19 protein-coding genes and 1 riboswitch are annotated in these 22,955 nt (G+C 49.5%); of the genes, 16 read left to right on the top strand and 3 right to left on the bottom strand.

Annotated elements, in window-relative coordinates; translation table 11 throughout:
- Nucleotides 1-103: 103 nt before the first annotated feature.
- Nucleotides 104-282, top strand: a riboswitch (cobalamin riboswitch).
- Nucleotides 283-415: 133 nt separating this feature from the next.
- The 11 genes from C4B57_10435 (at nucleotide 416) to C4B57_10385 (ending at nucleotide 15,881) form a co-directional block, all read left to right on the top strand.
- On the top strand, nucleotides 416-2,695 hold the full coding sequence (locus C4B57_10435; protein PXF53005.1) for a 5-methyltetrahydropteroyltriglutamate--homocysteine S-methyltransferase: 2,280 nt from the start codon (nucleotides 416-418) through the stop codon (nucleotides 2,693-2,695).
- A 4-nt stretch (nucleotides 2,696-2,699) separates the two neighbouring features.
- The gene (locus C4B57_10430; GenBank protein PXF53004.1) at nucleotides 2,700-3,434 is read left to right on the top strand and encodes a thymidylate synthase (FAD); all 735 of its coding nucleotides are present in this window, start codon (nucleotides 2,700-2,702) and stop codon (nucleotides 3,432-3,434) included.
- 16 nt (nucleotides 3,435-3,450) lie between these two features.
- Entirely contained in the window at nucleotides 3,451-4,818 is a 1,368-nt protein-coding gene (locus C4B57_10425; GenBank protein ID PXF53003.1) for a sigma-54-dependent Fis family transcriptional regulator, read from the top strand.
- Nucleotides 4,819-5,545: 727 nt separating this feature from the next.
- Nucleotides 5,546-7,486 (top strand): acetate--CoA ligase, encoded by a 1,941-nt coding sequence (gene acs, locus C4B57_10420; protein PXF53002.1) that lies wholly within the window; start codon nucleotides 5,546-5,548, stop codon nucleotides 7,484-7,486.
- 38 nt (nucleotides 7,487-7,524) lie between these two features.
- Entirely contained in the window at nucleotides 7,525-8,871 is a 1,347-nt protein-coding gene (locus C4B57_10415) for a hypothetical protein (GenBank protein ID PXF53001.1), read from the top strand.
- 317 nt (nucleotides 8,872-9,188) lie between these two features.
- Nucleotides 9,189-11,222 (top strand): acetate--CoA ligase, encoded by a 2,034-nt coding sequence (gene acs / locus C4B57_10410; protein PXF53000.1) that lies wholly within the window; start codon nucleotides 9,189-9,191, stop codon nucleotides 11,220-11,222.
- 207 nt (nucleotides 11,223-11,429) lie between these two features.
- Entirely contained in the window at nucleotides 11,430-12,731 is a 1,302-nt protein-coding gene (locus C4B57_10405) for an MFS transporter (protein PXF52999.1), read from the top strand.
- A gap of 135 nt (nucleotides 12,732-12,866) precedes the next feature.
- Complete coding sequence (locus C4B57_10400; protein PXF52998.1) at nucleotides 12,867-13,433, top strand: isochorismatase; 567 nt, start codon at nucleotides 12,867-12,869, stop codon at nucleotides 13,431-13,433.
- Nucleotides 13,434-13,567: 134 nt separating this feature from the next.
- Nucleotides 13,568-13,810, top strand: a complete 243-nt coding sequence (locus C4B57_10395) for a hypothetical protein (GenBank protein PXF52997.1) — start codon at nucleotides 13,568-13,570, stop codon at nucleotides 13,808-13,810.
- Nucleotides 13,794-14,213: a hypothetical protein gene (locus tag C4B57_10390; GenBank protein ID PXF52996.1), complete on the top strand. Its 420-nt coding sequence runs from the start codon at nucleotides 13,794-13,796 to the stop codon at nucleotides 14,211-14,213. The genes C4B57_10395 and C4B57_10390 overlap by 17 nt, the downstream gene beginning before the upstream one ends.
- Nucleotides 14,214-14,450: 237 nt before the next feature.
- Nucleotides 14,451-15,881, top strand: coding sequence for an RNA-splicing ligase RtcB (locus tag C4B57_10385; protein ID PXF52995.1), 1,431 nt, complete (start codon nucleotides 14,451-14,453; stop codon nucleotides 15,879-15,881).
- Here the strand turns inward: C4B57_10385 and C4B57_10380 are convergent.
- The 3 genes from C4B57_10380 to C4B57_10370 form a co-directional block, all read right to left on the bottom strand.
- Complete coding sequence (locus C4B57_10380) at nucleotides 15,871-17,109, bottom strand: hypothetical protein (protein ID PXF52994.1); 1,239 nt, start codon at nucleotides 17,107-17,109, stop codon at nucleotides 15,871-15,873. The two genes, C4B57_10385 and C4B57_10380, sit on opposite strands and share 11 nt — an antisense overlap.
- A gap of 164 nt (nucleotides 17,110-17,273) precedes the next feature.
- Nucleotides 17,274-18,380 carry a lysine 2,3-aminomutase gene (locus C4B57_10375; protein ID PXF52993.1) on the bottom strand — a complete coding sequence of 369 codons (1,107 nt, stop codon included), beginning with the start codon at nucleotides 18,378-18,380 and terminating at the stop codon, nucleotides 17,274-17,276.
- A 17-nt stretch (nucleotides 18,381-18,397) separates the two neighbouring features.
- A complete protein-coding gene (locus tag C4B57_10370) occupies nucleotides 18,398-19,828 on the bottom strand; it encodes a hypothetical protein (GenBank protein ID PXF52992.1) in 1,431 nt (476 codons plus the stop codon).
- A 37-nt stretch (nucleotides 19,829-19,865) separates the two neighbouring features.
- Between C4B57_10370 and C4B57_10365 the strand changes: the two genes are divergently transcribed.
- From C4B57_10365 to C4B57_10345, 5 genes are all read left to right on the top strand, one after another.
- Complete coding sequence (locus C4B57_10365; protein ID PXF52991.1) at nucleotides 19,866-20,165, top strand: hypothetical protein; 300 nt, start codon at nucleotides 19,866-19,868, stop codon at nucleotides 20,163-20,165.
- 291 nt (nucleotides 20,166-20,456) lie between these two features.
- The gene (locus C4B57_10360) at nucleotides 20,457-20,744 is read left to right on the top strand and encodes an acylphosphatase (GenBank protein ID PXF53006.1); all 288 of its coding nucleotides are present in this window, start codon (nucleotides 20,457-20,459) and stop codon (nucleotides 20,742-20,744) included.
- A complete protein-coding gene (locus C4B57_10355; protein PXF52990.1) occupies nucleotides 20,722-21,120 on the top strand; it encodes a hypothetical protein in 399 nt (132 codons plus the stop codon). Before C4B57_10360 ends, C4B57_10355 begins: the two co-directional genes overlap by 23 nt.
- 68 nt (nucleotides 21,121-21,188) lie before the next feature.
- Nucleotides 21,189-21,758, top strand: coding sequence for an elongation factor P (gene efp, locus C4B57_10350; protein ID PXF52989.1), 570 nt, complete (start codon nucleotides 21,189-21,191; stop codon nucleotides 21,756-21,758).
- Entirely contained in the window at nucleotides 21,730-22,737 is a 1,008-nt protein-coding gene (locus C4B57_10345; GenBank protein PXF52988.1) for an EF-P lysine aminoacylase GenX, read from the top strand. Before efp ends, C4B57_10345 begins: the two co-directional genes overlap by 29 nt.
- Nucleotides 22,738-22,955: the final 218 nt, after the last annotated feature.

The raw sequence follows: 22,955 nt of genomic DNA, 5'->3' as shown, positions 1-22,955 counted from the left end.
GCTCCGGATTATAGCTTCTGAAATTGTAGTTCATGAGGCCCTCAAAAAGCAATTATCATGTTGAAATTATATAATATTTTACCGAATTCGGCCTCATTTTGCAACTAATATTTGCGGGACAGACTCAATAGGGAATCCTGTGAAAATCGGGAGCGGGCCCGCCGCTGTGATCGGGGACGAACGCCGCAATTGATGCCACTGCCCGGCAAAAGCTGGGAGGGAAGGCGCGGCAAGTAGGATGATCCGAAAGCCAGAAGACCTGTCTGTAACAATATACAACGCCTTCGTGGACAAGGGATGTTGGTTGGGATATGTTTGCGGATAAAAAAGGGATATCCCCAAGCTCATGATTTGAGTTTGGGGATTTTTTTGGCAAACAACGCACTTTTTAATGAAGGAGGGCAGGCAATACGTCATGGCAATTGCAACCAATCTCGGATTTCCCCGAATCGGAACAAAACGCGAACTGAAACGAGCCGTTGAGAGTTTCTGGGCGGGTAAAATTGGCCCCGGGGAACTGGAGTCCACCGCAAGAGCATTACGCAGAGAGCACTGGAGGCTCCAGCAGGATATCGGAATCGAGCACATTCCTTCGAATGACTTTTCACTATATGACCACGTGCTCGACACAGCGGCCATTGTAGGAGCGGTCCCGGCACGCTTCGGGTATCAGGGCGGAGCCGTCGATCTGGCCACCTATTTCGCCATGGCACGTGGAACAGATGAAGTCCCCGCAATGGAAATGACGAAATGGTTCGATAGCAACTACCACTTTATCGTTCCAGAGTTCGAAGCCGGACAGATATTCCGGCTCGCTTCGACCAAACCCATAGATGAGTTCAAAGAGGCCCGGGCACTCGACATCCGGACCCGCCCAGTGCTCCTGGGACCGGTTTCGTTCCTGCTTCTCGGCAAGAACAGAGAGGATAAGCTGGATCCCCTCACCCTGCTTGACGGTTTACTGTCCGTTTACGAGGATGTCCTTTACAGGCTTATGGACTCGGGCGCGCAGTGGGTCCAGATGGACGAGCCTATACTTGCCCTTGACCTGCGGCAGGATGCATTAGCAGCCTTTGATACGGCGTATGGCCGTCTGAATGGGGTCACGGACAAGCTTAAAATCTGCCTCGCGACTTACTTCGGAGACCTGCGCGAGAACCTCCACGCAGCACTGCGGCTGCCAGTGGCGGCACTTCACTTGGACCTTGTTCGCGCACCACAGCAACTGGACCGGGCTGTGGATCGGATTTCAGAAAACCAGATGCTCTCGCTTGGCGTGATCGACGGCCGCAATATCTGGCGGACCAATCTGGACCAGACACTGGAACTGATTGAAAAAGCGGTAGACAGGCTCGGCCCTGACCGTATCCTTATCGGGCCTTCCTGTTCGCTTCTCCACTGCCCGATCGACCTGGAACTCGAAGATACACTGGACGAAGAACTGAAAGGATGGATGGCCTTTGCTCGCCAGAAGCTTGCAGAGATAGCCATGCTCACGCGCGCTGTTAACGAGGGACGTGGAGCGGTTGCAGAGATGATTGCGGAAAGCCGTGCCGTAGCTGAACGCCGGAGCCGGTCCAGCCGGATTCATAATCCGCAAGCCAAGGAACGGGTCGCCAATGTGGACGGAAAGATGTTTAAGCGGAAGAGCCCGTTCCGTGTCCGGCGGGAAATCCAAAGGGCCAGGTTGAATTTGCCGCCACTGCCTACCACGACCATCGGCTCGTTCCCTCAAACCGCGGAAGTCAGGAAGGCACGCGCAGCCTTCAAAAAAGGAAATTGGTCCGCCGAAAGGTACGAAGCCTTCCTCAAGGAGGAGATCGAAAAGGCTATCCGGTTCCAGGAGGAAATCGGGCTGGACGTGCTCGTTCATGGCGAGTTTGAGAGAAATGATATGGTGGAGTATTTCGGGGAACAACTGGAAGGCATCGCCTTCACGCAGAATGGATGGGTCCAGAGCTATGGCACGCGTTGCATCAAGCCTCCGGTGATTTATGGCGATGTCAGGCGCTCCGGACCGATGACCGTGCGTTGGATCAAGTATGCCCAGTCGTTGACGGCCCGGCCGCTGAAAGGCATACTAACCGGGCCGATCACCATACTCCAGTGGTCTTTCGTCCGCGATGACCAGCCGCGTCGGGAGACGGCGTGTCAGATCGCACTGGCCATACGTGATGAGGTCGCCGACCTGGAAGCAGTCGGCATCCCCGTCATCCAGGTCGATGAACCTGCTCTGCGAGAGGGTTTGCCTCTGCGCAGGGATGAATGGCCGGAATATCTCGAATGGGCCATTGACGTGTTTCGACTTGCCTCATCCGGTGTGCGGGACGATACGCAAGTCCACACTCATATGTGCTATTCGGAGTTCAACGACATCATGGAGGCAGTCGCGGCCCTTGACGCGGATGTCATCTCCATAGAGGCCTCGCGTTCAGACATGGAGCTGCTGGATGCCTTTGTCCGGTTCCAATACCCCAATGAGATCGGACCGGGCATATATGACATCCATAGTCCGAGAGTACCTTCCGTGGATGAAATAGAGGCACTGTTGCGCAAGGCCCTCAACGTCTTTCAGGCCGAATGGTTATGGGTCAATCCAGACTGCGGGCTGAAGACGCGCGGCTGGCCCGAGGTGCACGCTGCCTTGCAAAATATGGTTACAGCGGCCAAGGCCTTGCGGGGAAAGGAGTTTTAGCTGTATGAGAAGGACAAAAGCAAGGGTTCGTTTGATCCGTCACTCTGATGTGCCTGAAGATCTGATCGCTTCTGCCGCCAGGCTGTGTTACGCGAAAGACACAAAAGCGATTTTTGACCAGGATCCGGGGCAGGCGAAAAAATTTGTTAGACTGTTACGTGATATGGGACATATGAGTCCTGTTGAGCATGCTTCCTTTACGTTCTATATTGAGGGCGTATCACGGGCCATGACGCACCAGCTTGTTCGGCACCGGCTGGCGAGCTACTCTCAGCGGAGCCAGCGATATGTACGGCATGATGGGTTTGAATATGTGATTCCGCCGCAGTTCAAGGGTAAAAAAGTAAAGGAAAATGGCGCGGAGATCGATGCGGAAGAATATTTTCGGGAAACTATGGAATATCTGGCCAGGCGGTATGCGAAGCTGAACGAGGCCTTGGGCGATAGCGGGGAGTCCAGTAACGAAGATGCCCGCTATGTGCTTCCTAATGCGTGCGAGACCAAGATCTTGGTGACCATGAACGCCAGGGCACTTCTTCATTTTTTTGAAGAACGCCTCTGCCTCCGGGCGCAGTGGGAGATACGCGGCGTGGCCGATCAAATGCTCATGCTTGTGCGTGAGGTCTGCCCGAGTATCTTCGAAGGAGCCGGGCCAAAATGTCTACGCTTTGGGAAATGTCCTGAGGGAAAGATGACCTGCGGAAAGTTTGAAAAAATAAAAAAGCGCTATGCAGCATAAATAGTCGAGGGAATCTATGGAGGCCGGTTACAAGATCCTGGTGATTGACGATGACGCACTCATACAGGACGCCTGTTATCAGACCCTGGCCAAACATGGTCACAGTGTTACTTTGGTGAAAAATGGCCGTGAAGCCCTTGTTTTGTTCGATAAATGGTCATTTGACCTTATCCTCCTAAATTTGAAGTTGCCCGGCGAAGACGGGCTATTTGTCTTGGCCAAAATCAAGGATCTGGACCCCGAGGCCATAGTCGTCATGATCTCGGAACACGGTTCTATTAAAACCGCTGTTCAAGCCATTAAGCTTGGGGCCTTTGACTTTATAGCCAAGCCCATAACCCCGGAGGAATTAATCAAACTGGTTGATCGTGTGCTGAGAAATCGCCAGTTAACCATCGAAAACCTATATCTCAAGCAAAGCCTTAAGCAGGAAACCTGTAGCACTGAAATTATTAGTAAAAGCCCTGTTATGGAAAAGATCAAGGAGATGATTGCCATGGTTGGCCCCACAGAGAGCACGGTATTGCTTCAAGGTGAGACTGGCACAGGCAAGGGGCTTGTAGCCCAAAAAATCCACGAAATGAGTCGAAGGCGGGGACACCCTTTTATATCAGTCGATTGCGGATCCCTGGCAAAGACCATATTTGAAACCGAACTTTTTGGTCATGTCAAGGGTGCCTTTACGGGCGCAGACAAAACCCAACGCGGAAAATTTGAAATGGCCCAGGGGGGGACACTATTCTTTGATGAGATATCCAACATAAATTTGGAGATCCAGGCCAAGCTCCTCAAGGCTGTTGAAGAAAAGCGCATCTCTAAGGTGGGTGATCACAAGGTCGTTGATGTCGATGTCCGGCTTATATCAGCTACAAACCGGAATCTTGAAAAGGCCGTCGCCGAGAGACTCTTTCGTGAAGATCTCTTCTTTCGACTGAACGTGGTCTCCATACACCTGCCGCCTTTGAGGGAGCGTAAAGACGACATCCCTCTGCTGGCCAAACATTTTTTAGGCATATTTGGCAGGAGAGAGGGAAAAACGATTGAGGGCTTTTCCCCAAATGTTATGGAGGCGTTTACAAAATACCATTGGCCTGGCAACATCCGGGAACTGGAGAATACTGTGGAGCGGCTGGTGATTTTTGCACGGCAAAGGACCATTACCAGACAGGACCTTGTCTATACCAATACAGTGCTATCGAGTGTGCTTATGAAGAAGGACCCGCTTCGCCTGGAGGAAAAGGAACGTCTGCACATTATGAAGGTACTTGAACGCACAAATGGGAACAAGACCCGCGCTGCCCGATTACTCGGCATTGACCGCAAGACCCTCAGAATGAAGATGAAAAAATATCAAATTCCAGCGGATTCAATCTCCAATCCCTAACCCGGATAAAACGTAAATATTCTTATGAACCCTTTATATCCTGCCTTGAAGCGGTCACCTTTTTCCGGGTTTCAAAGCTTACTCATCGCAGACCGGAGAGGCACTGCAATCCGGCCCGCGATCGAAACCCTGCAAAAGGCAAACCGCTTCTGCGGCAAGGCATGACAACTCTGAAAGCACAATGGACGTAACTGATCACAGGGTGCTTCTTCTGGAAACGATTTGCGTCAGCCCTGTAAGTTTTCTTGGCCTTTGCAGCATGGGAAACCCCGGCTCCGGAGCGCAGCGGAGGAGAACGGGGGAGGGTCTCCCATGCTGCAAAGGCCTTAAGAAAACAAGGGGCGAGAGCATGTTGGAAGAAGAAGCACCCCGTGACCGGTTACCAGTGGACCACGGGCTCACTGAATATTTACGATAAAACATAACCGTTCACACTCCCTGTCGGCTGTCAGAGGGGGAAGTGAATAATCACGTAGCCGGAGGAAGGCCCGGACTCTGGGCGAGTTGTCCCCGCTCCGGGTAAAACTGCCCCACTTTTCTGTTCCGCCATTTATGATTGCCTTACTTTTCTCCATCCGCAGTATCTAAACTTTCCATATAAATACAAGTAGATAGCCATCGGCCGTTCCTCGCGCCATCGGCATAACCGTGCTGGCATAGAGATTGCCCTATGGAACAACGTGAGAAGAGTTTGTCTCAAGAACACGAACAAGGAAGGAGAAGATCTATGGAAGAATCGAACAAAGAAAAAGTCGAATCAAAAAAGGAAACCACCGAAGCCTTATTGGCAGAGGGGAGGGTATTTAGACCCTTGCCTCAGTTGGTTGTGGACGCAAACCTGAACCCTAATGATTATGAGAACGCCCTGAAGCAGGGCCAATCAGATCTTGAAGAGTTCTGGGAAAAAGCTGCCGACGAATTAGATTGGTTCAAGAAATGGGACAAGGTGCTTGACCGCTCTGATGCACCGTTTTTCAAGTGGTTTACATGCGGCAAGACCAATATCGCTTACAATGCGCTAGATCGTCATATAAAGACCCATCGTAAGAACAAGGTAGCCATCATCTTTGAAAGCGAAGGCGGCGCCCGCGAGCGCATGACCTATTATGATCTCTACCGGGCTGCCAACAAGTTTGCCAATGTCCTCAAATCCCTCGGTATCAAGAAGGGAGACCGGGTGGCAATTTATCTGCCTAATATACCTGAAATAGCCGTTGCCATGCTCGGATGCGCCAAGATCGGTGCCATACACAGTGTTGTCTACGCGGGGTTCAGTGCTCTTGCTCTTCGAGATCGGATCAACCACGCCGAAGCAAGGCTTGTGGTGACCGTGGATGGGTTTCATAGAAACGGCAAGGTCATTAAGCTGAAAGAAGTCGTGGACGAGGCCATGACGGCGTCCCCTACGGTGGAGACCGTCGTCGTGGTTCGGCGGACAGGTGTAGAGATCGATATGAGTGACGGCCGTTACCTCTGGTACCATGATTTGATGGATGGGGAATCTACAGAGTTTGAGACCGTGAAGATGGATGCCAACGACCCTCTCTATATCCTTTACACGTCAGGAACAACCGGCAAGCCCAAGGGCGTGGTCCATTGCCACGGCGGCTACATGGTGGGGATCAACCGGACCTTAAAATGGGTGTTTGACATAAAAGAGACAGATATCTTCTGGTGTGCGGCTGATCCGGGGTGGGTAACCGGTCATAGCTACATTGTCTACGGCCCCCTCATCGTTGGGACCACCACGGTCATGTATGAGGGGCATCCGCTGTTCCCAGGGCCGGATCGGATGTGGCAGATCATAGAAAAGTACGGGGTCAATATTCTCTACACAGCACCAACTACCATCAGGATGCTTATGAGGTTCGGCTCCCAGCATCCCAAAAAGCACGACCTGTCCACGCTGCGGATCCTCGGCACGGTGGGCGAGCCGATCAACCCTGAGGCATGGGTCTGGTATTATGAAAACATCGGCAACCAGAACTGCCCGGTCATGGACACCTGGTGGCAGACAGAGACGGGCATGTTTATGGTAGCGCCAACACCATGTAACGTATTGAAGCCCGGTTCTGCCTTCAAGCCCTTCCCCGGTGTTCATGTGGACGTGGTCGACGCTCATGGAGAACCCGTGGAACCGGGCAAGGGAGGGTATGTGGTGGTCAGAGAGCCATGGCCTGCCATGCTTACCACCCTTTATAAGGATCCCGAAAAATACAAAGAGACTTATTGGTCAAAAATTCCCGGGGCGTATCTGGCCGGCGACATCGCCTCCAAAGACAAGGATGGCTATTTCTGGTTCCAGGGCCGATCTGATGACGTCCTCAAGATCGCCGGTCACCGGATTGGCACGGCAGAGATCGAAAGTGCCCTGGTCAGTCACAAACATGTTGCCGAGGCTGCATGCATCGGCGTGCCTGACAAGGTTCGCGGAGAGGTAGCCAAGATCTTTGTCATCTTAAGGGAAGGCGTCGAGGAAGACGAAGACACTTTGGTAAACGAACTGAAGGCACATGTCCGAAAGGTCCTGGGACCCGTTGTGGTCATCCGCGGGATCGACTTTGTGGACAAACTTCCCAAGACCAGGAGCGGCAAGATCATGCGCCGTGTATTGAAAGCGCGGGAATTAGGATTAAAGGAAGGCGATCTGTCAACCCTCGAGGATTAACCGTTCAGACATATAATATGGATGGGAGGATTTATTAAATGCAGCGTTTTTTTGCCACTTACAGGAGGATGATATTTGTTTTGAGCCTTTCGCTCATCTGTTTTTTCGGAGGTTTGGGCGAATTCGCCTACGGAGAGTCTGTAGAGGACCTAAAGCTGCAAATGAAGATCATGCAGGACCAGATGATGCAGATGCAGAAAAATATGCAGGCCCTGCAGAATCGTATCAATCAGCTTGAGACGGCCCCGCCGGCACCCCAATTCGCGGCTAAGCCCGTCCCTGAGGTTCCGGCCCTGACAGCCGAGGAGGTCAAGGCCCTGAGGAGTCTGAAGGACCTGGGCAATGTCTGGTCCAAATATAACATGCGACTCTATGGAAGGGTCAAGGTCGACTTTAATTACGACACGGCTGAATTCAAGAAATACAATGACTTCGTAGGTGCAGTCGCCCAGGAAAGTGATTACAAAAACGACTCTACCGACTTCAACCCCCGCGATACCAGGATTGGTTTTGAGGCAAGTCATAAGCGGGATGACTGGCTGGCCAAGGCACGTATAGAGACGGATTTCTACGGTGACAACAACGGCAACAACCTGATTCCACGCATGCGCCTGGGCTATATTGATGTCGGCTACGAAAAGACCCACACAAGCATGGTAGTCGGGCAGGACTGGATCCCGGTCTCACAGCTCAATCCATCGACTATTGACTTCGGTATCCTGACCGCGGCAGGAAACCTGTGGTGGCGTGTCCCCCAGGCTACAGTACGTCAAGAGCTTGGAGATTTCCAGGTATTAGCCTCGGTGATGAAGCACAGGCGAACGAGTACTGAAAACGAGGACCGTATGCCGTGGCTCCTCGGCCGGATACAGTACTCCAATGACATCCTTGGCAAGGGCGGCCTCGTGGCCTTCGGCGGGGGTTACCGGCATGCCGACTACGGACAGAATACTTCTAATAACACGGACCGCTGGCTGGTCTGCGGCGAGCTGAAGTATGTCACCGGACCTCTCACTTTTAAGGGTGAGCTCTGGACCGGTGAGGGCATCGGGCGCAACTTCCTGCGCTATGATCTGGATATGACTCAGGACGGAGGACCTGCAGCAGCATATGGCGGATGGGCCGATCTCACTTATGCAGTCAATGACAAGACCACGATGACCGCGGGTTATGGCTTTGACAATCCCAACAATGGCGACATAGGCGACCTGACCGACACCAACGACCGTCGCTTCACGCGCAACGAACAGTACTTCATCAATACCTGGTATTCACTGTCCAAACCACTTAAGGTCGGTGCAGAGTATATTTACATCGAGACTGAGCGGCATCAACAAATTCATACAGGAAACCGCTTTACGGTCTCAATGAAGTATCTGTTCTAAGGATAAAAAAGAAAATTGAACATCTTTTTTGATTAATCAAGGGTAACCCCCCCGGCTCTGCCGGGGGATTCCCAGAGTTTGACAGTTCCGGGAATAAATAAACAGCCTTCCCTTCGTGAACCGCGCGAAGTTTACGGGAAGGGAGACTGCCTATGAATAACATTCATAGCTTAAGCTACACATTGTAGGATTGCAAATATCACATCGTTTGGATTCCGAAGTGCCGCAAAGTAGAAGAGCACCTCATGGCCGACCATGTGCACATCTGATCTCGATTTCACATGCATACAGTCATAAAATATTAAGAGGTTTGATCCATGTTAAAAAAAGAATCTGTAAAAACATCTAAAGCAGAAATTGCTGTTCACTGGAAAGAGGAAGACTACTTTTATCCTTCCACAAAGTTCATTGCCCAGGCAAATATGACAGATGAAGATATATATGACCGGTTCAGCCTTGATAATTTCCCTGAATGCTTCAAGGAATATGCTGATTTGCTGGACTGGTATAAGTATTGGCATACGACCCTTGATACAAGTGATGCACCTTGCTGGAAGTGGTTTGTTGGCGGAAAGATAAACGCCTGCTACAACTGCGTGGACAGGCATCTTAAAAAGAACAAAAACAAGACGGCAATCCACTGGGTCCCTGAACCTGAGAATGAACGCATTCAGCATATCACCTATCAGGAACTCTATATAAGGGTTAATGAGTTTGCCGCACTCCTCCGAGACTTTGCAGGCCTGAAGGCAGGAGACAGGGTGACGCTTCACATGCCGATGGTGCCGGAACTCCCTATAGCCATGCTTGCCTGCGCCAGGCTCGGTATTATTCACTCCGAGGTCTTTGGAGGTTTCAGCGGAAGTGCATGCGCAGACAGGATAGTGGACTCCGGGAGCAACGTGTTGATAACTATTGACGGGTATTACCGGGCTGGCAATCTCCTTGATCATAAAAAGAACGCTGACATAGCTGTTGAAAAGGCGAAAAAGGAGGGGCAGACTGTTGACAAGGTCCTGATATGGCAGCGTTACCCCGGCAAATACTCGTCTCCGACACCCATGATCGATGGTCGCGATTACTTTGTCAATGACCTGCTCAAGGACTATCGCGGTAAAAGAATTGATCCGGTACCCATGCCTGCCGAGGCCCCTCTGTTCCTGATGTATACCAGCGGCACCACAGGAAAGCCCAAGGGATGTCAGCACAGCACAGGCGGCTATCTTGCCTATGTAACCGGCACATCAAAATACATCCAGGATATCCATCCGGAGGACGTTTACTGGTGCATGGCGGATATCGGATGGATCACGGGCCACTCATATATTGTTTACGGTCCATTGGCCCTGTGCGCGTCTTCAGTTATTTACGAGGGCGTGCCTACCTATCCTGATCCAGGACGGGCATGGAGGATAGCAGAAGAGCTTGATGTAAATATCTTCCACACTGCGCCGACTACCATACGGACCCTGAGAAAAGTCGGTCCTGATGAACCTGCCAAGTACAACTATCATTTCAAGCACATGACCACTGTCGGCGAACCGATCGAGCCTGAGGTATGGAAATGGTACTATCATGTGATTGGTAAGGGTGAAGCCGTAATAGTCGATACATGGTGGCAGACGGAAAACGGAGGCTTTCTCTGCAGTACCGTGCCTGCAATAAAGCCGATGAAGCCTGGCAGCGCAGGTCCAGGTATGCCGGGTATCTATCCGATAATCTATGACGATGATGGGAACATAGTTCCTGCCGGATCGGGAAAGGCAGGCAATATATGCATACAGAATCCATGGCCCGGCCAGTTCCAGACCATATGGGGGGACCGTGACCGATATGTCTCTACCTATTTTGCAAAGTACTGCAAAGACAAAAACAGCAAGAATTGGCGTGACTGGCCGTACCTCTCAGGCGATGCCGCTGTGTTGGCAAAAGACGGGTACTTCCGTATCCTTGGAAGGCTTGACGATGTGATCAATGTCTCCGGACACCGGCTTGGGACCAAGGAACTCGAGTCCGCTTCTCTTGACGTCCCTGAAGTAGCAGAGGCGGCGGTTGTCCCTGCAGCGGACGAGATAAAGGGAATGGTCCCTGACCTGTATGTCTCTCTGAAGCCGGGATACGATCCCAGTCCGGAATTGGCTGCCAAAATTTCACAGAGTCTCTGTGATAGCATCGGTAAAATCGCAAAGCCGAGAAAGGTCTGGATCGTACCGGATATGCCGAAAACGCGCTCAGGAAAGATTATGCGCAGGGTACTTGCAGCCATATCCAATGACAGGGACGTGGGCGACACAACTACATTGGCAAATCCCGAGATCGTCGCTGAAATCTATAAGATGTCAAAAGAATAGTTCATTGCATCACATGGTTACGACGTCCGTTTTACCGCAAGCCACCGAGCTGTAAGCGTTTACAGGGTGCTACAGATGCGAGGCGGAGGGTACGCAGACGTACTTCCTGTACTTCAAGTGCCCGACCTGCCTGCTGGCAGGCAGGCAACAAAGCAGATGCGGTGCCCTGTGAACGCTTACGAGCATCTTTAAGAAGGAGATAAACATATGACAACAGGTCAAGTTACAAAAGAACCAATACAGGCCTGGATAACCACCTTTGCAGGCACTGCCATCAACCTTTGTCTGGGTATATTATATGCCTGGAGCATATGGAAATCGTCCCTGGTCAACGTGGATAAGGCTGGCCAAGTCATTGAAGAGGGCATGAATGCAGGTTGGACCTATCTGACCAATGCCCAGGCTGCAACACCCTTTTCTCTATGCATTATCATCTTTGCATTGTTAATGATCCCAGGAGGCCGCATACAGGATAAATTCGGCCCCAAGGTGGGTGCAACCGTGGGCGGCCTTTTCCTTGCCGCAGGTTGTATCGTTGCCGGATTGATGAAGAGCTATGCCGGGCTCGTTTTTGGTTTCGGCATACTCGGTGGTATTGGTATGGGTATTGGTTATGCCTCTCCCACGCCTGCGGCCCTGAAGTGGTTCGGTCCCCACAGACGAGGTCTGGTTGCAGGTCTTGTGGTAGGCGGTTATGGAGGTGCGGCCCTGTATATCGGCCCTCTGGCACAGTATCTGATTGACCACTATGGCATAACAGGAAGCTTTGTAGGTCTGGGAATACTGTTCGCAGTAGTGGTTATCATTGCGGGTCAGCTCCTGCTAACGCCTCCTGAAGGATATGTGCCCCCGGGCTCGAAAGTTGCAGCAACCGTCAAGCAGATGGCAGCGGCAACCAAGCATAATTGGAATGCCTCTGAGATGTTGAAGACCTGGCAGTTTTATGCCCTGGTATTCATGTTCATGCTCACTACACAGTCCGGTCTTCTGATCATTGCGAACGCTAAAAGCCTGATGGTTCAAGCAGGCAAAAACATCCCATTCCTCGCGGCCAACGCTTGGATTCTTGTCTCGTTTGGAGGTTTTGTCAATGCAGCCGGACGGGTCGGTACGGGTTTTTATTCAGACAAGATCGGGCGGGTTAATGCCTACACCATAAACTGTACTATATCCGCCATCTGCCTATTCGCATTACCATTTGTAATTGCGATGCAGAATGTGCCGCTTCTGTTCCTGGTCGTGGGTATTGCTTACTGGCAGTATGGCGGCGGTCTTGCCCTGTTGCCATCCTTTACTGCCGACTTCTACGGGCCCAAGAACCTCGGGTTCAACTACGGCCTGGTATTTCTCGGCTGGGGAGCAGGCTTTTTCATGGCAAGACTGGGCGGTACGATTGAAGATATGACAGGCAGTCTGAATACTGCCTTTTATATTTCAGGGGCCTTGTTGATTGCAGGAGTTATCCTTGCGCGTATCACAACAAGGCCAAAATACGCTGGAGAGGAATAGTAGAAATTTGAAATTGGAAATTGGAAAAACACAACGATGTAAATTTGTTACCTAATTTCTAATTCCGAATTTGCAGTTTCGATAAAAAGGACGCATGTTATAATACACGCGTCCTTTTTTATAAGGAACTAGTTTATGAAACCTGATCAACTTGATATCCTGAACCCCAGACGCTGTTGTCTCCTGGTCATTGATCCACAAGAGCGTCTCATGAAGGCCGTTTACAAACCAGACAGGGTAATAGCCAATACCGCCCTTATGATACACTGCGCCAAGGCTATGGAGATACCTATTGTAGCAACAACACAATATAAAAAGGGCCTCGGACCATTTGCACCAGAGCTTGCCGAGCTGCTTGCTGATGTCACCTGTGTAGACAAGATTGAGTTCAGTGCCCTGGCAAACTATAATGTGAAACAGGTCCTTACCAATCTGCCTGTCTCTGTTGACACTCTGATTATGACAGGTGTTGAGGCCCATATATGCGTTTATCAGACTGCCGTTTGCGCAATCAAAATGAAATACAGGCCATGGATAGTGGCTGATGCAGTATCATCCCGGAAAAAGCGAAATGCTAAATTAGCTTTGAGCCGGATGGAAGCCACCGGAGCATCTGTAGGACCGGCAGAGATGGCGGTTTACGAGCTGCTTGGGAAGGCCGGGACCCCGGTATTCAAGGCTATGTTGCCGCACCTGAAATGAATTAAACTGTGATTCCGCTCAAAATGCTCCGGATGTAAGGAGCGAGATTTCCAAGGAACAAGGCGTACTGGGTATACGTCGCAGTGACGAGGGAATTGTAGTAACGCAGCAGATGGAGTATTTTCAGCAAAATCATGAATCATATTTTTCCCTGGACACTTACCGCTCTCAGTATAATAGGGGCGATACTGAACATCAGAAAAAAACGTTCTGGTTTTGCAGTCTACACGGTAGCCAACATCGGCTGGATAATAGTGAATATCTACCATGGCATTTATGCACAAGCGGCCCTGTTTGTAGTCTTTACCGGACTTTCTGCCTGGGGATGGATAGAATGGGGACGCAAGAAGTGGAGCGGATATGACGGCATTCTTTGAGACCTTTGAGCACGGTGCTGACATAGGGATAAGAGGTAGGGGCAAGACACTGTCAGAGGCCTTTGAAAATGGGGCGAAGTCAATGTTTTCTCTCTTGGTTGAAGACCTTGATGCAGTCATACCTGAGAAATCGGTCACGATTTCCTGCGAGTCCTTTGATCTGGAAGGTCTGTTTGTTGCCTGGCTTAATTCCCTTTTGGCTGAATCCGACTTGCAAAGATTGATATTCAGCGAATTCAAAGTGAAATTGCAGGACCTCAGACTTGCAGGAACGGCAATGGGAGAGCCCTTTGATTTCTCAAGGCACCGGCGGGGGTTGGAGGTCAAGGGAGCAACCTTCACGGAACTGGCAGTCAGGCAGGATGGAGAATGGTGGATTGTCCAGTGTGTTGTAGATGTATGAACCTAAACGTTTGTGATGGTGGCTTTCGTTGCCATAAGCGCTAAATGGACTAATGAACTACTAAAAGATGAACATCGAACATCGAACGTCCAACATCGAATGTTGAATGGGAAAAGATGTGGAAACAGAAATAGCGATTGAATGTTCGGTATTGGATATTTGTTTTTCATTCGACGTTGGACGTTCGATGTTCGACGTTGGACGTTCATCTTTCAAAAAGTATTTTCGAGGTGACAAATGGAGCTTAAACAACTGAAACGTCTGGGAGAGTATCAGTGGGAGATCCCAATGGATAAGGACATGAGGGTACCGGCCTTCATCTTTGCCAGCCGGGAACTGGTCTCCGAGATGGATGAAAAGGTCCGCGAACAGCTCAGTAACGTGGCCTCATTGCCCGGGATCGTGAAGGCTGCTATTGCCATGCCTGATGCCCATTGGGGCTATGGCTTTCCCATCGGGGGAGTAGCGGCCTTCGATCCGGACGAAGGCGGCATAATCTCCGTAGGCGGAGTCGGCTATGATATTTCCTGTGGAGTCAGGAACCTGCTTACCGGCCTGACAAAGGACGAAATCCTGCCCTTTCTCGAACCCCTTATTGATCGACTCTTCCAGGTCGTTCCATCCGGTGTAGGCTCTGAAGGCAAGATCAGGCTTGCACCTGCCGAACTGGATGACGTCCTCACAGGAGGTGCCCAGTGGGCAGTAGAATTGGGTTACGGGTTTCCTGAAGACCTGGATTATATGGAAGAGAAAGGAAGGCTGCCAGGTGCCGATCCTTCCTGCGTCTCAGATGTTGCCAAGCACAGGCAGTACCGGCAGGTTGGGACCCTTGGCTCAGGGAACCATTATCTGGAAATACAGTACGTGGAAGAGATATTTCACCGGCCCTCGGCCGAGGCCTTTGGTTTGAAAGAAGGAGATGTAGTAGTGGCAATCCATTGCGGTTCCAGGGCACTGGGTCACCAGATCGGTACCGATTACCTTCAGGTGCTTGGCAAGGCCTGCAAGAAGTATCAGATCCCGATCAGGGAAAGGGAGCTTGTCTGCGCCCCGATAAGATCTCCTGAGGGAGAGAGATATTACAAGGCTATGGCCTGCGGGGTAAACTGTGCACTTGCCAATCGACAGGTAATCACTCATCTTACCCGCCAGGTCTTCCATGAAATATTTCCAAATACGAGCTTGAAAATCCTTTATGATGTCAGCCACAATACGTGCAAGATTGAAAAACACAAGGCAAACGGCGGAGTGAAACGCCTTTATGTCCACAGAAAAGGGGCTACCAGGGCCTTTGGTCCGGGCAGAGCCGAGATACCCGAAGCATTCAGAGGCGTCGGTCAGCCCGTGCTTATAGGTGGGACCATGGGGACCTGTTCGTATATTCTGGCAGGCCAGGAGACCGGAGAGGCCCTGGCCTGGGGTTCTGCATGCCACGGTGCAGGCCGTTCAATGAGTCGAAGGGCCGCACTGAAACGCTGGAAAGGCCGGAAGGTAGTTGCCGAACTGGCCCGCAAGGGAATCCTCATCCGGGCAGCGAGTTACCGGGGCGCGGCAGAAGAGGCGCCCGAGGCATATAAGGATGTCACAAGGGTAGTGGATTCCACGTACAGGGCAGGACTTGCAAGAATAGTGGCAATAATGAGACCCATGGCCTGTATCAAGGGTTGATAAGGGCTTTTATGCTCCCTGATATGTTTTTAAACTCGAATTTTCTTAAATTTAAGGGCCGGTCTGTCCTGCGTCCCATAGAATAGAGAAACTGGAAAACATGCAGTGTGCCATGCCGAAATGCCCTTTGAGAACCAAGGAGATAAAGCATCCATATCCTTGTAAACTCTTTGCCCATCATTTCCCTGATCTGCGTGATGTTTGCCTTAAACCGCCTTATCCAACAGCCCAAGGTCAGGTCGTAATGGGGTCGCAGGTCCTCCAAGTCTAAAAAATCAATACCAGTATCCTGTGCATTTTCTATTATTTCACCAAGAGCGGGTATGTAGCCGCCTGGGAATATGTATTTTCGTATCCATGTATCCGTGGGCTCGGGTTTCAACCGTGCGATGGTATGCAGCAATAATATTCCTTTCGGACGGAGCAGTTTTGCTGCTTTATCAAAAAAGGCCGGGATATTCTCCTTGCCTACATGCTCAAACATACCAATGGATACTATCCGGTCATAGGTCCCATGCTCTTCGTCAGGGACCTCCCTGTAGTCCTGAAGCCGGATTTCTGCCTTACCTGACAATCCCGCTTTCTCTATTCGCCTGCATCCGAGTTCATACTGGTTCTCGGCAACAGTCAGGCCAACGGTATTCGCTCCGTAAGATCTGGCGGCCTCCATCACCAGGCTTCCCCAACCGCACCCGATATCGAGCAGCCTCTGTCCCGGCCTGAGCCTGAGCTTGTGAAGCGTATGATGTATCTTCTGTAGCTGTGCCTGCTCCAGGGAATCATCTTCGTTAATAAAATATGCACAGGAGTAATTAAGGCCCTTGTCGAGCCATAGCTGATAGAAGGAATTGCCCTTGTCATAATGGGCCTGCACGTCTCTTTTTGTCTGTTTCAGACCCGCCTTACGCCTTAAATTCAGCCAACAGAGACGGACCTTTTGTGCTGGTGAAAACTTTAAAAAGAGATCTTCTTTGTAGGCCAGGCTCAGCACCTCGCCCAGGTCTCCATCCACCTCTATATCGCCTCTTGCATAAGCCTCTCCGAATCCTGTGGACAGATCTGTCAGGATGGCATCAAATGCATCCGGTACCCTGAAATGTATGACAAATGCCGGAGCCCCTCTCCCAAAAGACATTTCAGAGCCATCCCAAAAACGTACTTTGCCTGAAATTGAAGGATCATTGCCAAGAAGAGACAAGATCAGGCTTTTGGCATGTTTTAATTCCATGCTTTCTCTTCCCGTGTTAAGATAACCAGTGGAATCCGGCTTATTAAAATAATAATACCTTAATTATACGCTGTCACTGCCAAGATTCTTGAAAAATCCCATGAAGTATTGCCGACTCGTCTTCAGCGAGTTCAGGATGGCGGGGTCGCATGAATAAGATATAATCAGACCAGGGCGTCCGCTCCTCCGGGACAAGGATACCGGACTATCTTCCCTTCAAAGGTGCGGAATATTGCCTCATCTTTGCCGACTTCAAGCAGATATGAAGGCATCATCATGGCCTTCCCGCCGCCGCCAGGCAGATCCGCAACATAGTTCGGAATGCACATACCACCTATCTTGCCCCACATCCCCTGAATAATTCCTATACCTTTCCTGATATCTGTTCGAAAGTGATCTGTCCCCTGTGCTGCATCACAGTGAAAAAGGTAGTAGGGCCTTACCATGATCCTCTGGAGTCCGCGACACAGATCTCGTATCACTCCCGGGGAATCATTAACCCCCTTCAGCAAGACTGTCTGATTGGACAATGGTATCCCTGACCTAAGGATCCTTTCGCACGCCTCTGCGGACTCGGGAGTGATCTCTCTGGGGTGATTAAAATGGGTATTTATCCAAAGGGGACGGTGTCTGGCCAGCATCCGGCACAGATCTTCAGTTATGCGCATGGGGAGAACAACAGGTATCCTGGTACCAATACGCAGCACCTCAACATGAGGTATCTTTCTTAATGCCTTCAGGAACTCGTCAAGCAGCCTCTGTTGCATTGTGAGCGGATCTCCTCCGGAGACAATGACTTCACGGACACGTGGATTGCCTGCCACATAGTCCACCATACGATAAAGGGCCTCTCTTGTACTGCCGGCCTCCGGGTTTCTCCATGTGCGTTTCCTGTTGCAATGACGGCAATACACGGCACATGTACCGGTTGCCATGGCCAGTACACGGTCGGGATACCTGTGAATCAGGCCGGGAACCGGCATGTGCGCCCGTTCGGCCAGAGGGTCTTCTTCTGAACCAGGAAGTGAAAAACTTATCTCCCTTGGATCAGGGATGCACTGCTTTTTGATAGGATCATCGGGATCTGACCAGTCGATCAGGGAGAGATAATAAGGCGTAACGGCATACCTGTATCGTGCAATGACATCTCTGTAAATCTCTTCCTCGTGTGAAGCAAGTTGCAAGAACTCTGACAGTGCACCAAGTCCCCTGGTCCGGTTTGAAAGCTGCCAGCGCCAATCAGACCACTGCCCTGCTTCGCTTCCACTCATGATTACACCGCTTTTTATTACTGTAAAAAACTGATTACTTCCATGAAATCATATAAGAACTTCTTCGAAAGGACTAATTTTGGTGATAAATTCAGGACCCTTTCAAAATATTCTTTTGCCTGCTGATACATTTTCAGCCTCTTGTAACAAATAGCTATATCGCATAAAATCTGGGGGATATTTTTATATCCGGGATCAATTTCCATAGATTTTTCAAAATATCCTACGGCATCTTTGTAATTTCCTGCATCCTTGCATATTTTTGCCATAAAAAAATAAGGATTCAGCATTGTACTTGGCCGATTAAGCCTGGCCCCAGGGATTGTAACCGCCACCGCCGGTATTTGAAGCTCAGAACAGGTAGTGTTAGTTATAATTACTTCCAGATTATTCTGTTTAATTAAATCTACCGCCCTCTCTATCTCTATTTTAAAATCCGCATGTTTATAAGTAGGTATCTTGTTAAAAGAAATAATTTCTTTATTTTCTATTAAATATGAAGCCTCTTCCAAGGTTTTAAAATATGGAAAGCAATAGGTAGGTCCCCCTGGTTGTTTATGTCTTTTTTCGTTAAAAATAATCTGCGCCCTATGTTGAGCCAGTTCAATCAGGGCACGAATTAAGGCAAAATCACGATTCAAGTGTGCACCTGCTGCATTATATATCATGACTGTATTTGTTGGTGGATTTGAATCATAGGCAAGGACACTTATAGTTGGAATGTTTAATCCCATGGAAAAGTCCTTGATATAAAGCTCAATGCCTGAATTAAAGAAATTTTTTATCAATGACTTCGCAATATGGTGATCAATAGAAGAAATATCAATAGAGGGGGTAGGTAACTTTCCTTTTATTATTCTTGAAACATTATGCCTTTCTATTACCTCTCCTATTGCCTGAAGTATTGCCTCTTGTATCGTATTTCCACTAGCAAATCCTGTAGTACCATAAATAAGATAAAACCAATGCAGAGGGAAAAGTATAGATTTATTATAAGTTAAAGAAAAGGCTTCTGTCCAGGGAAGAGGGATCTTTTTTAAATCTTCTAATATCTCATCTGTTTGATAAACAGAGGGTAAAGGTAAAAGTAAATCTAAAGGACTCAACGCATTTTCTTTTAAATTATCATAGCTGGAAACAATAAAAGGCTTTCTTTCTTTTATAAATAACTCACAACTATAACGTTCAACAGCCTCCATCAAGGCACTGGCCTTTGCCTGCTCTATGGATACACCCTTCCCGCAGCTGTTACCTATTCCCAAATCGGACTCAATTTCACAAATAAAGGCCGGAATGCCTACTTTATCAAGTTCATCTATGCGTAAAATATTGCTTAAACAAAACAGCTTCTTTCGTTTCAGCCGGTTTAATACCGTCTTTATAGTCTCTTTTGGAATGAAGGCCTTGTCCTGACCATATGTATAATGTTTAGGGCAGGAATGTATCATATATCGATTCTTTTTTCCGGGTTTCAAGGCTTATTCATTGCAGACCAGGGGGCCGGTGCGATCCGGCCCGCTTCAGTGGACCACGATTCATAAAAATATTTACCAAATTTCAACTCGAATTACAATTCGGCCTATAATCCCGAATTATGCAGCAGCCAAGTTTGCCAAAGATGCGAGGCGGAAGGCACGCAGACGTACTTTTGTACTTCAAGTGCCTGACAACAAAGCAGATTTGGTAAAATTGGCTGCCCCTTGTGACTTCAAATACCGAACAATTTTTAACTCCGGTGGAATGCACCTTTTGGGTGAACATTCCAAACTGGACAATACACCATAACTTACTGATTTTTCTATTTGTTCCTTATTGTTCGGTGTTTGAAGTGCATAATTTGGGATAATTCCGGGCTATATACTTTGATCAATTATTGCAAAAAATATATGATAATTGGGTAAGGAGCAATGCAGGCAGGAATTCCGCTCACATTGACGTTCTTTCATAGCAGGCTTAGAATATCGCCATGCAGGGAAACGCAAGATCGGATCTGCCAGACTTTTCCGGTATATTATGGATCAAGGCCCAGGAGGCCAATCCAACTACAAATTACAAAATCACTTTGGGGTACCTGCAATGGCAGAAAAATCTACAGAGCGTGTACACGTATTTGTGAGTGGACGGGTTCAGGGAGTGTTTTTCAGGGCAAATACAAGGGCCGAAGCTAAGCGATTAGGGCTCAAAGGATGGGTAAAGAATATCCCCGACGGCCGGGTGGAACTCGTGGCCGAGGGGCCTTCCCGGGCTGTGAACGAGTTGATAAGCTGGTGCCATAAAGGCCCTGCCTGCTCAAGGGTAGACAAGGTGGAATTCCACAAAGAGACGCCGACAGGAAAATATGATGAATTTTCAGTCCGCTTTTAAGAAATCTTTTTCGATTCTGGTCTGCGTTTTTTTGCTCTGCGGGTGCGCTTCTGTCCATTTGGACCTTATGGACATGGATTCTCCTCTATGTCTCAATGACCCGGTGCCGCTGGGAGTGCTGGAAGTAAAGCACTTCAAGGATAGCATGAAGGCCCACTTCGGGCTTTTCGGACTTGTGACCTGGAGGCACCCGCCCCTGAAAAAGGTCTTTGAAAAGCAGCTACATGAATACAAAGGCAATGGGATAATAAATATATCCATAAAAAGTGAATTCAGCCCTGTGGACATGCTGCTCCTTCCGTTTTCCCCGCTGTGGTTCACCTGTACCTATACTGTTGAAGGAGATGTGGTGATCATACAATCATCCCTGAAATAGGAAACGTTCTTGAACTTACGGAAGTTATAAGCTATTGATAGAAAAAAAATCCGCTGGAGAAAATTGAAGTGTACGACTCCTCAGACCTCAGGAAAGGACTAAAAATAGCCATCGACGGAGAACCATATATCATCACTGATTTCCAGTTTTCCAAGCCCGGAAAGGGGCAGGCCCTTTATAAATGCAAGCTCAAAAACATGGTGACCGGTTATACTGTGGATCGTACTTACCGCTCAGGGGATAAATTCGAACCGGCCAACCTTGACGAAGTGCATATGCAATATCTCTACAGGGACGATGAAGGCTTTCATTTTATGGATACAAATACCTACGATCAGGTATCCCTGAGAAACAGCCAGATGGGAGAGGCAAAAAACTTTCTACTGGAAAATATGGAGGTTGACATCCTCTTTTTCCAGGGTGTTCCTATTGACATCTCTCTGCCGACTTTTGTTGAACTTGAGGTGAAAGAATCTGCTCCTGGAATGCGGGGAGACACGGCCACTGGTGCCACAAAGCCTGTAACACTTGAAACAGGCCACGAGATCCAGGTACCCCTTTTCATAAAGGAAGGCGATATCCTGAAGATTGACACCCGCACAGGGGAATATGTGGAGCGGGCAAAAAATAGAACCTGATCTGAACAGGCTTTCCCGCCACCCGGGTAACACTATCCGCAAGGCCCGGAAAATCCGTTCCAGGCACGCGATACTGGAAAGCCGCGGCGAAATTATAAAAGCCATCAGGTCATATCTGTCAGGGCAGGGATTTCTTGAGGTCCAGACCCCTCTTATGATTAAGGCCCCTGTACCCGAGACCTCCATCGAGGCATTTCCGGTTTCCCAGGGAAAGGGCAAGCCGGACCTGTATCTGATACCCTCACCTGAAATCAACCTGAAACGCCTTTTGGCAGAGGGACTTGACAGGATCTTTCAATTAGGGCCTGTATTTCGACAGGAAGAGCAGGGCTGTCATCATCTCCCCGAGTTCACCATGCTGGAATGGTACAGGGCTGGCGCAGACTATCATGCCCTTATGTCTGACTGTGAAGCCATAATGGAAATAACAGCCCGGGCGGCCGGCTGGAAAGGTTATTCAGTCACATACAAAGGCCGAAAGATCGACATCAGCCCCCCGTTTCCCAGGATGACCATAAAAGAGGCATTTGAAAAATATGCCGGCTGGACACCGTGCATCGTACCGGATTTGGACCGGTTCAATGAAGATATGGTAACAAAGATAGAACCCAATCTGCCTCAGGATCTTCCGGTCTTTTTAATTGATTATCCGTCATACTGTGCATCTCTTGCCAGGTTGAAGCCATCCGGCCCCAAGGTGGCTGAGAGAGTCGAGATGTATGCAGGCGGCCTTGAGATAGCCAACGGCTTTTCCGAACTCACTGACCGGAAAGAACAAGAGGCAAGATTCAGGAAAGAGGCCTTAAGACGCAAAGAACAGGGTATGAATGCCTATCCCTGGCCTGAAGAGTTTCTGTCATCACTAAGCGGGCTCCCCGAATGCGCGGGCATGGCACTTGGGATAGACCGCCTGGTAATGCTGCTCACAAATTCGTCAGATATCAACGAGGTGGTGGCGTTTCCACCTGAAGAAGTCTGATTCCCAAATCGTCTCTGCTGCAAAAACACTTCTTGAATGTAAATATCCGGTGAACCCGTAGTCCATTCCGCAGACCGTTCACGGGAAGGGGATATTTCTTTTCACTTAACACTTCAGCCCCTTGTTTTCTTAAGGCTTTTGACATGGGGGAGTCTTGCCCCCTCCCCGTTCTCCTTCGCTGCGCTCAGGAGCCGGGGTTTCCCCCACAGCAAAAGCCA

The sequence above is a fragment of the Deltaproteobacteria bacterium genome, assembly GCA_003194485.1.
GTDB lineage: Bacteria > Desulfobacterota > Dissulfuribacteria > Dissulfuribacterales > UBA3076 > UBA3076.
This window is presented reverse-complemented; position numbering and strand designations above follow the sequence as displayed.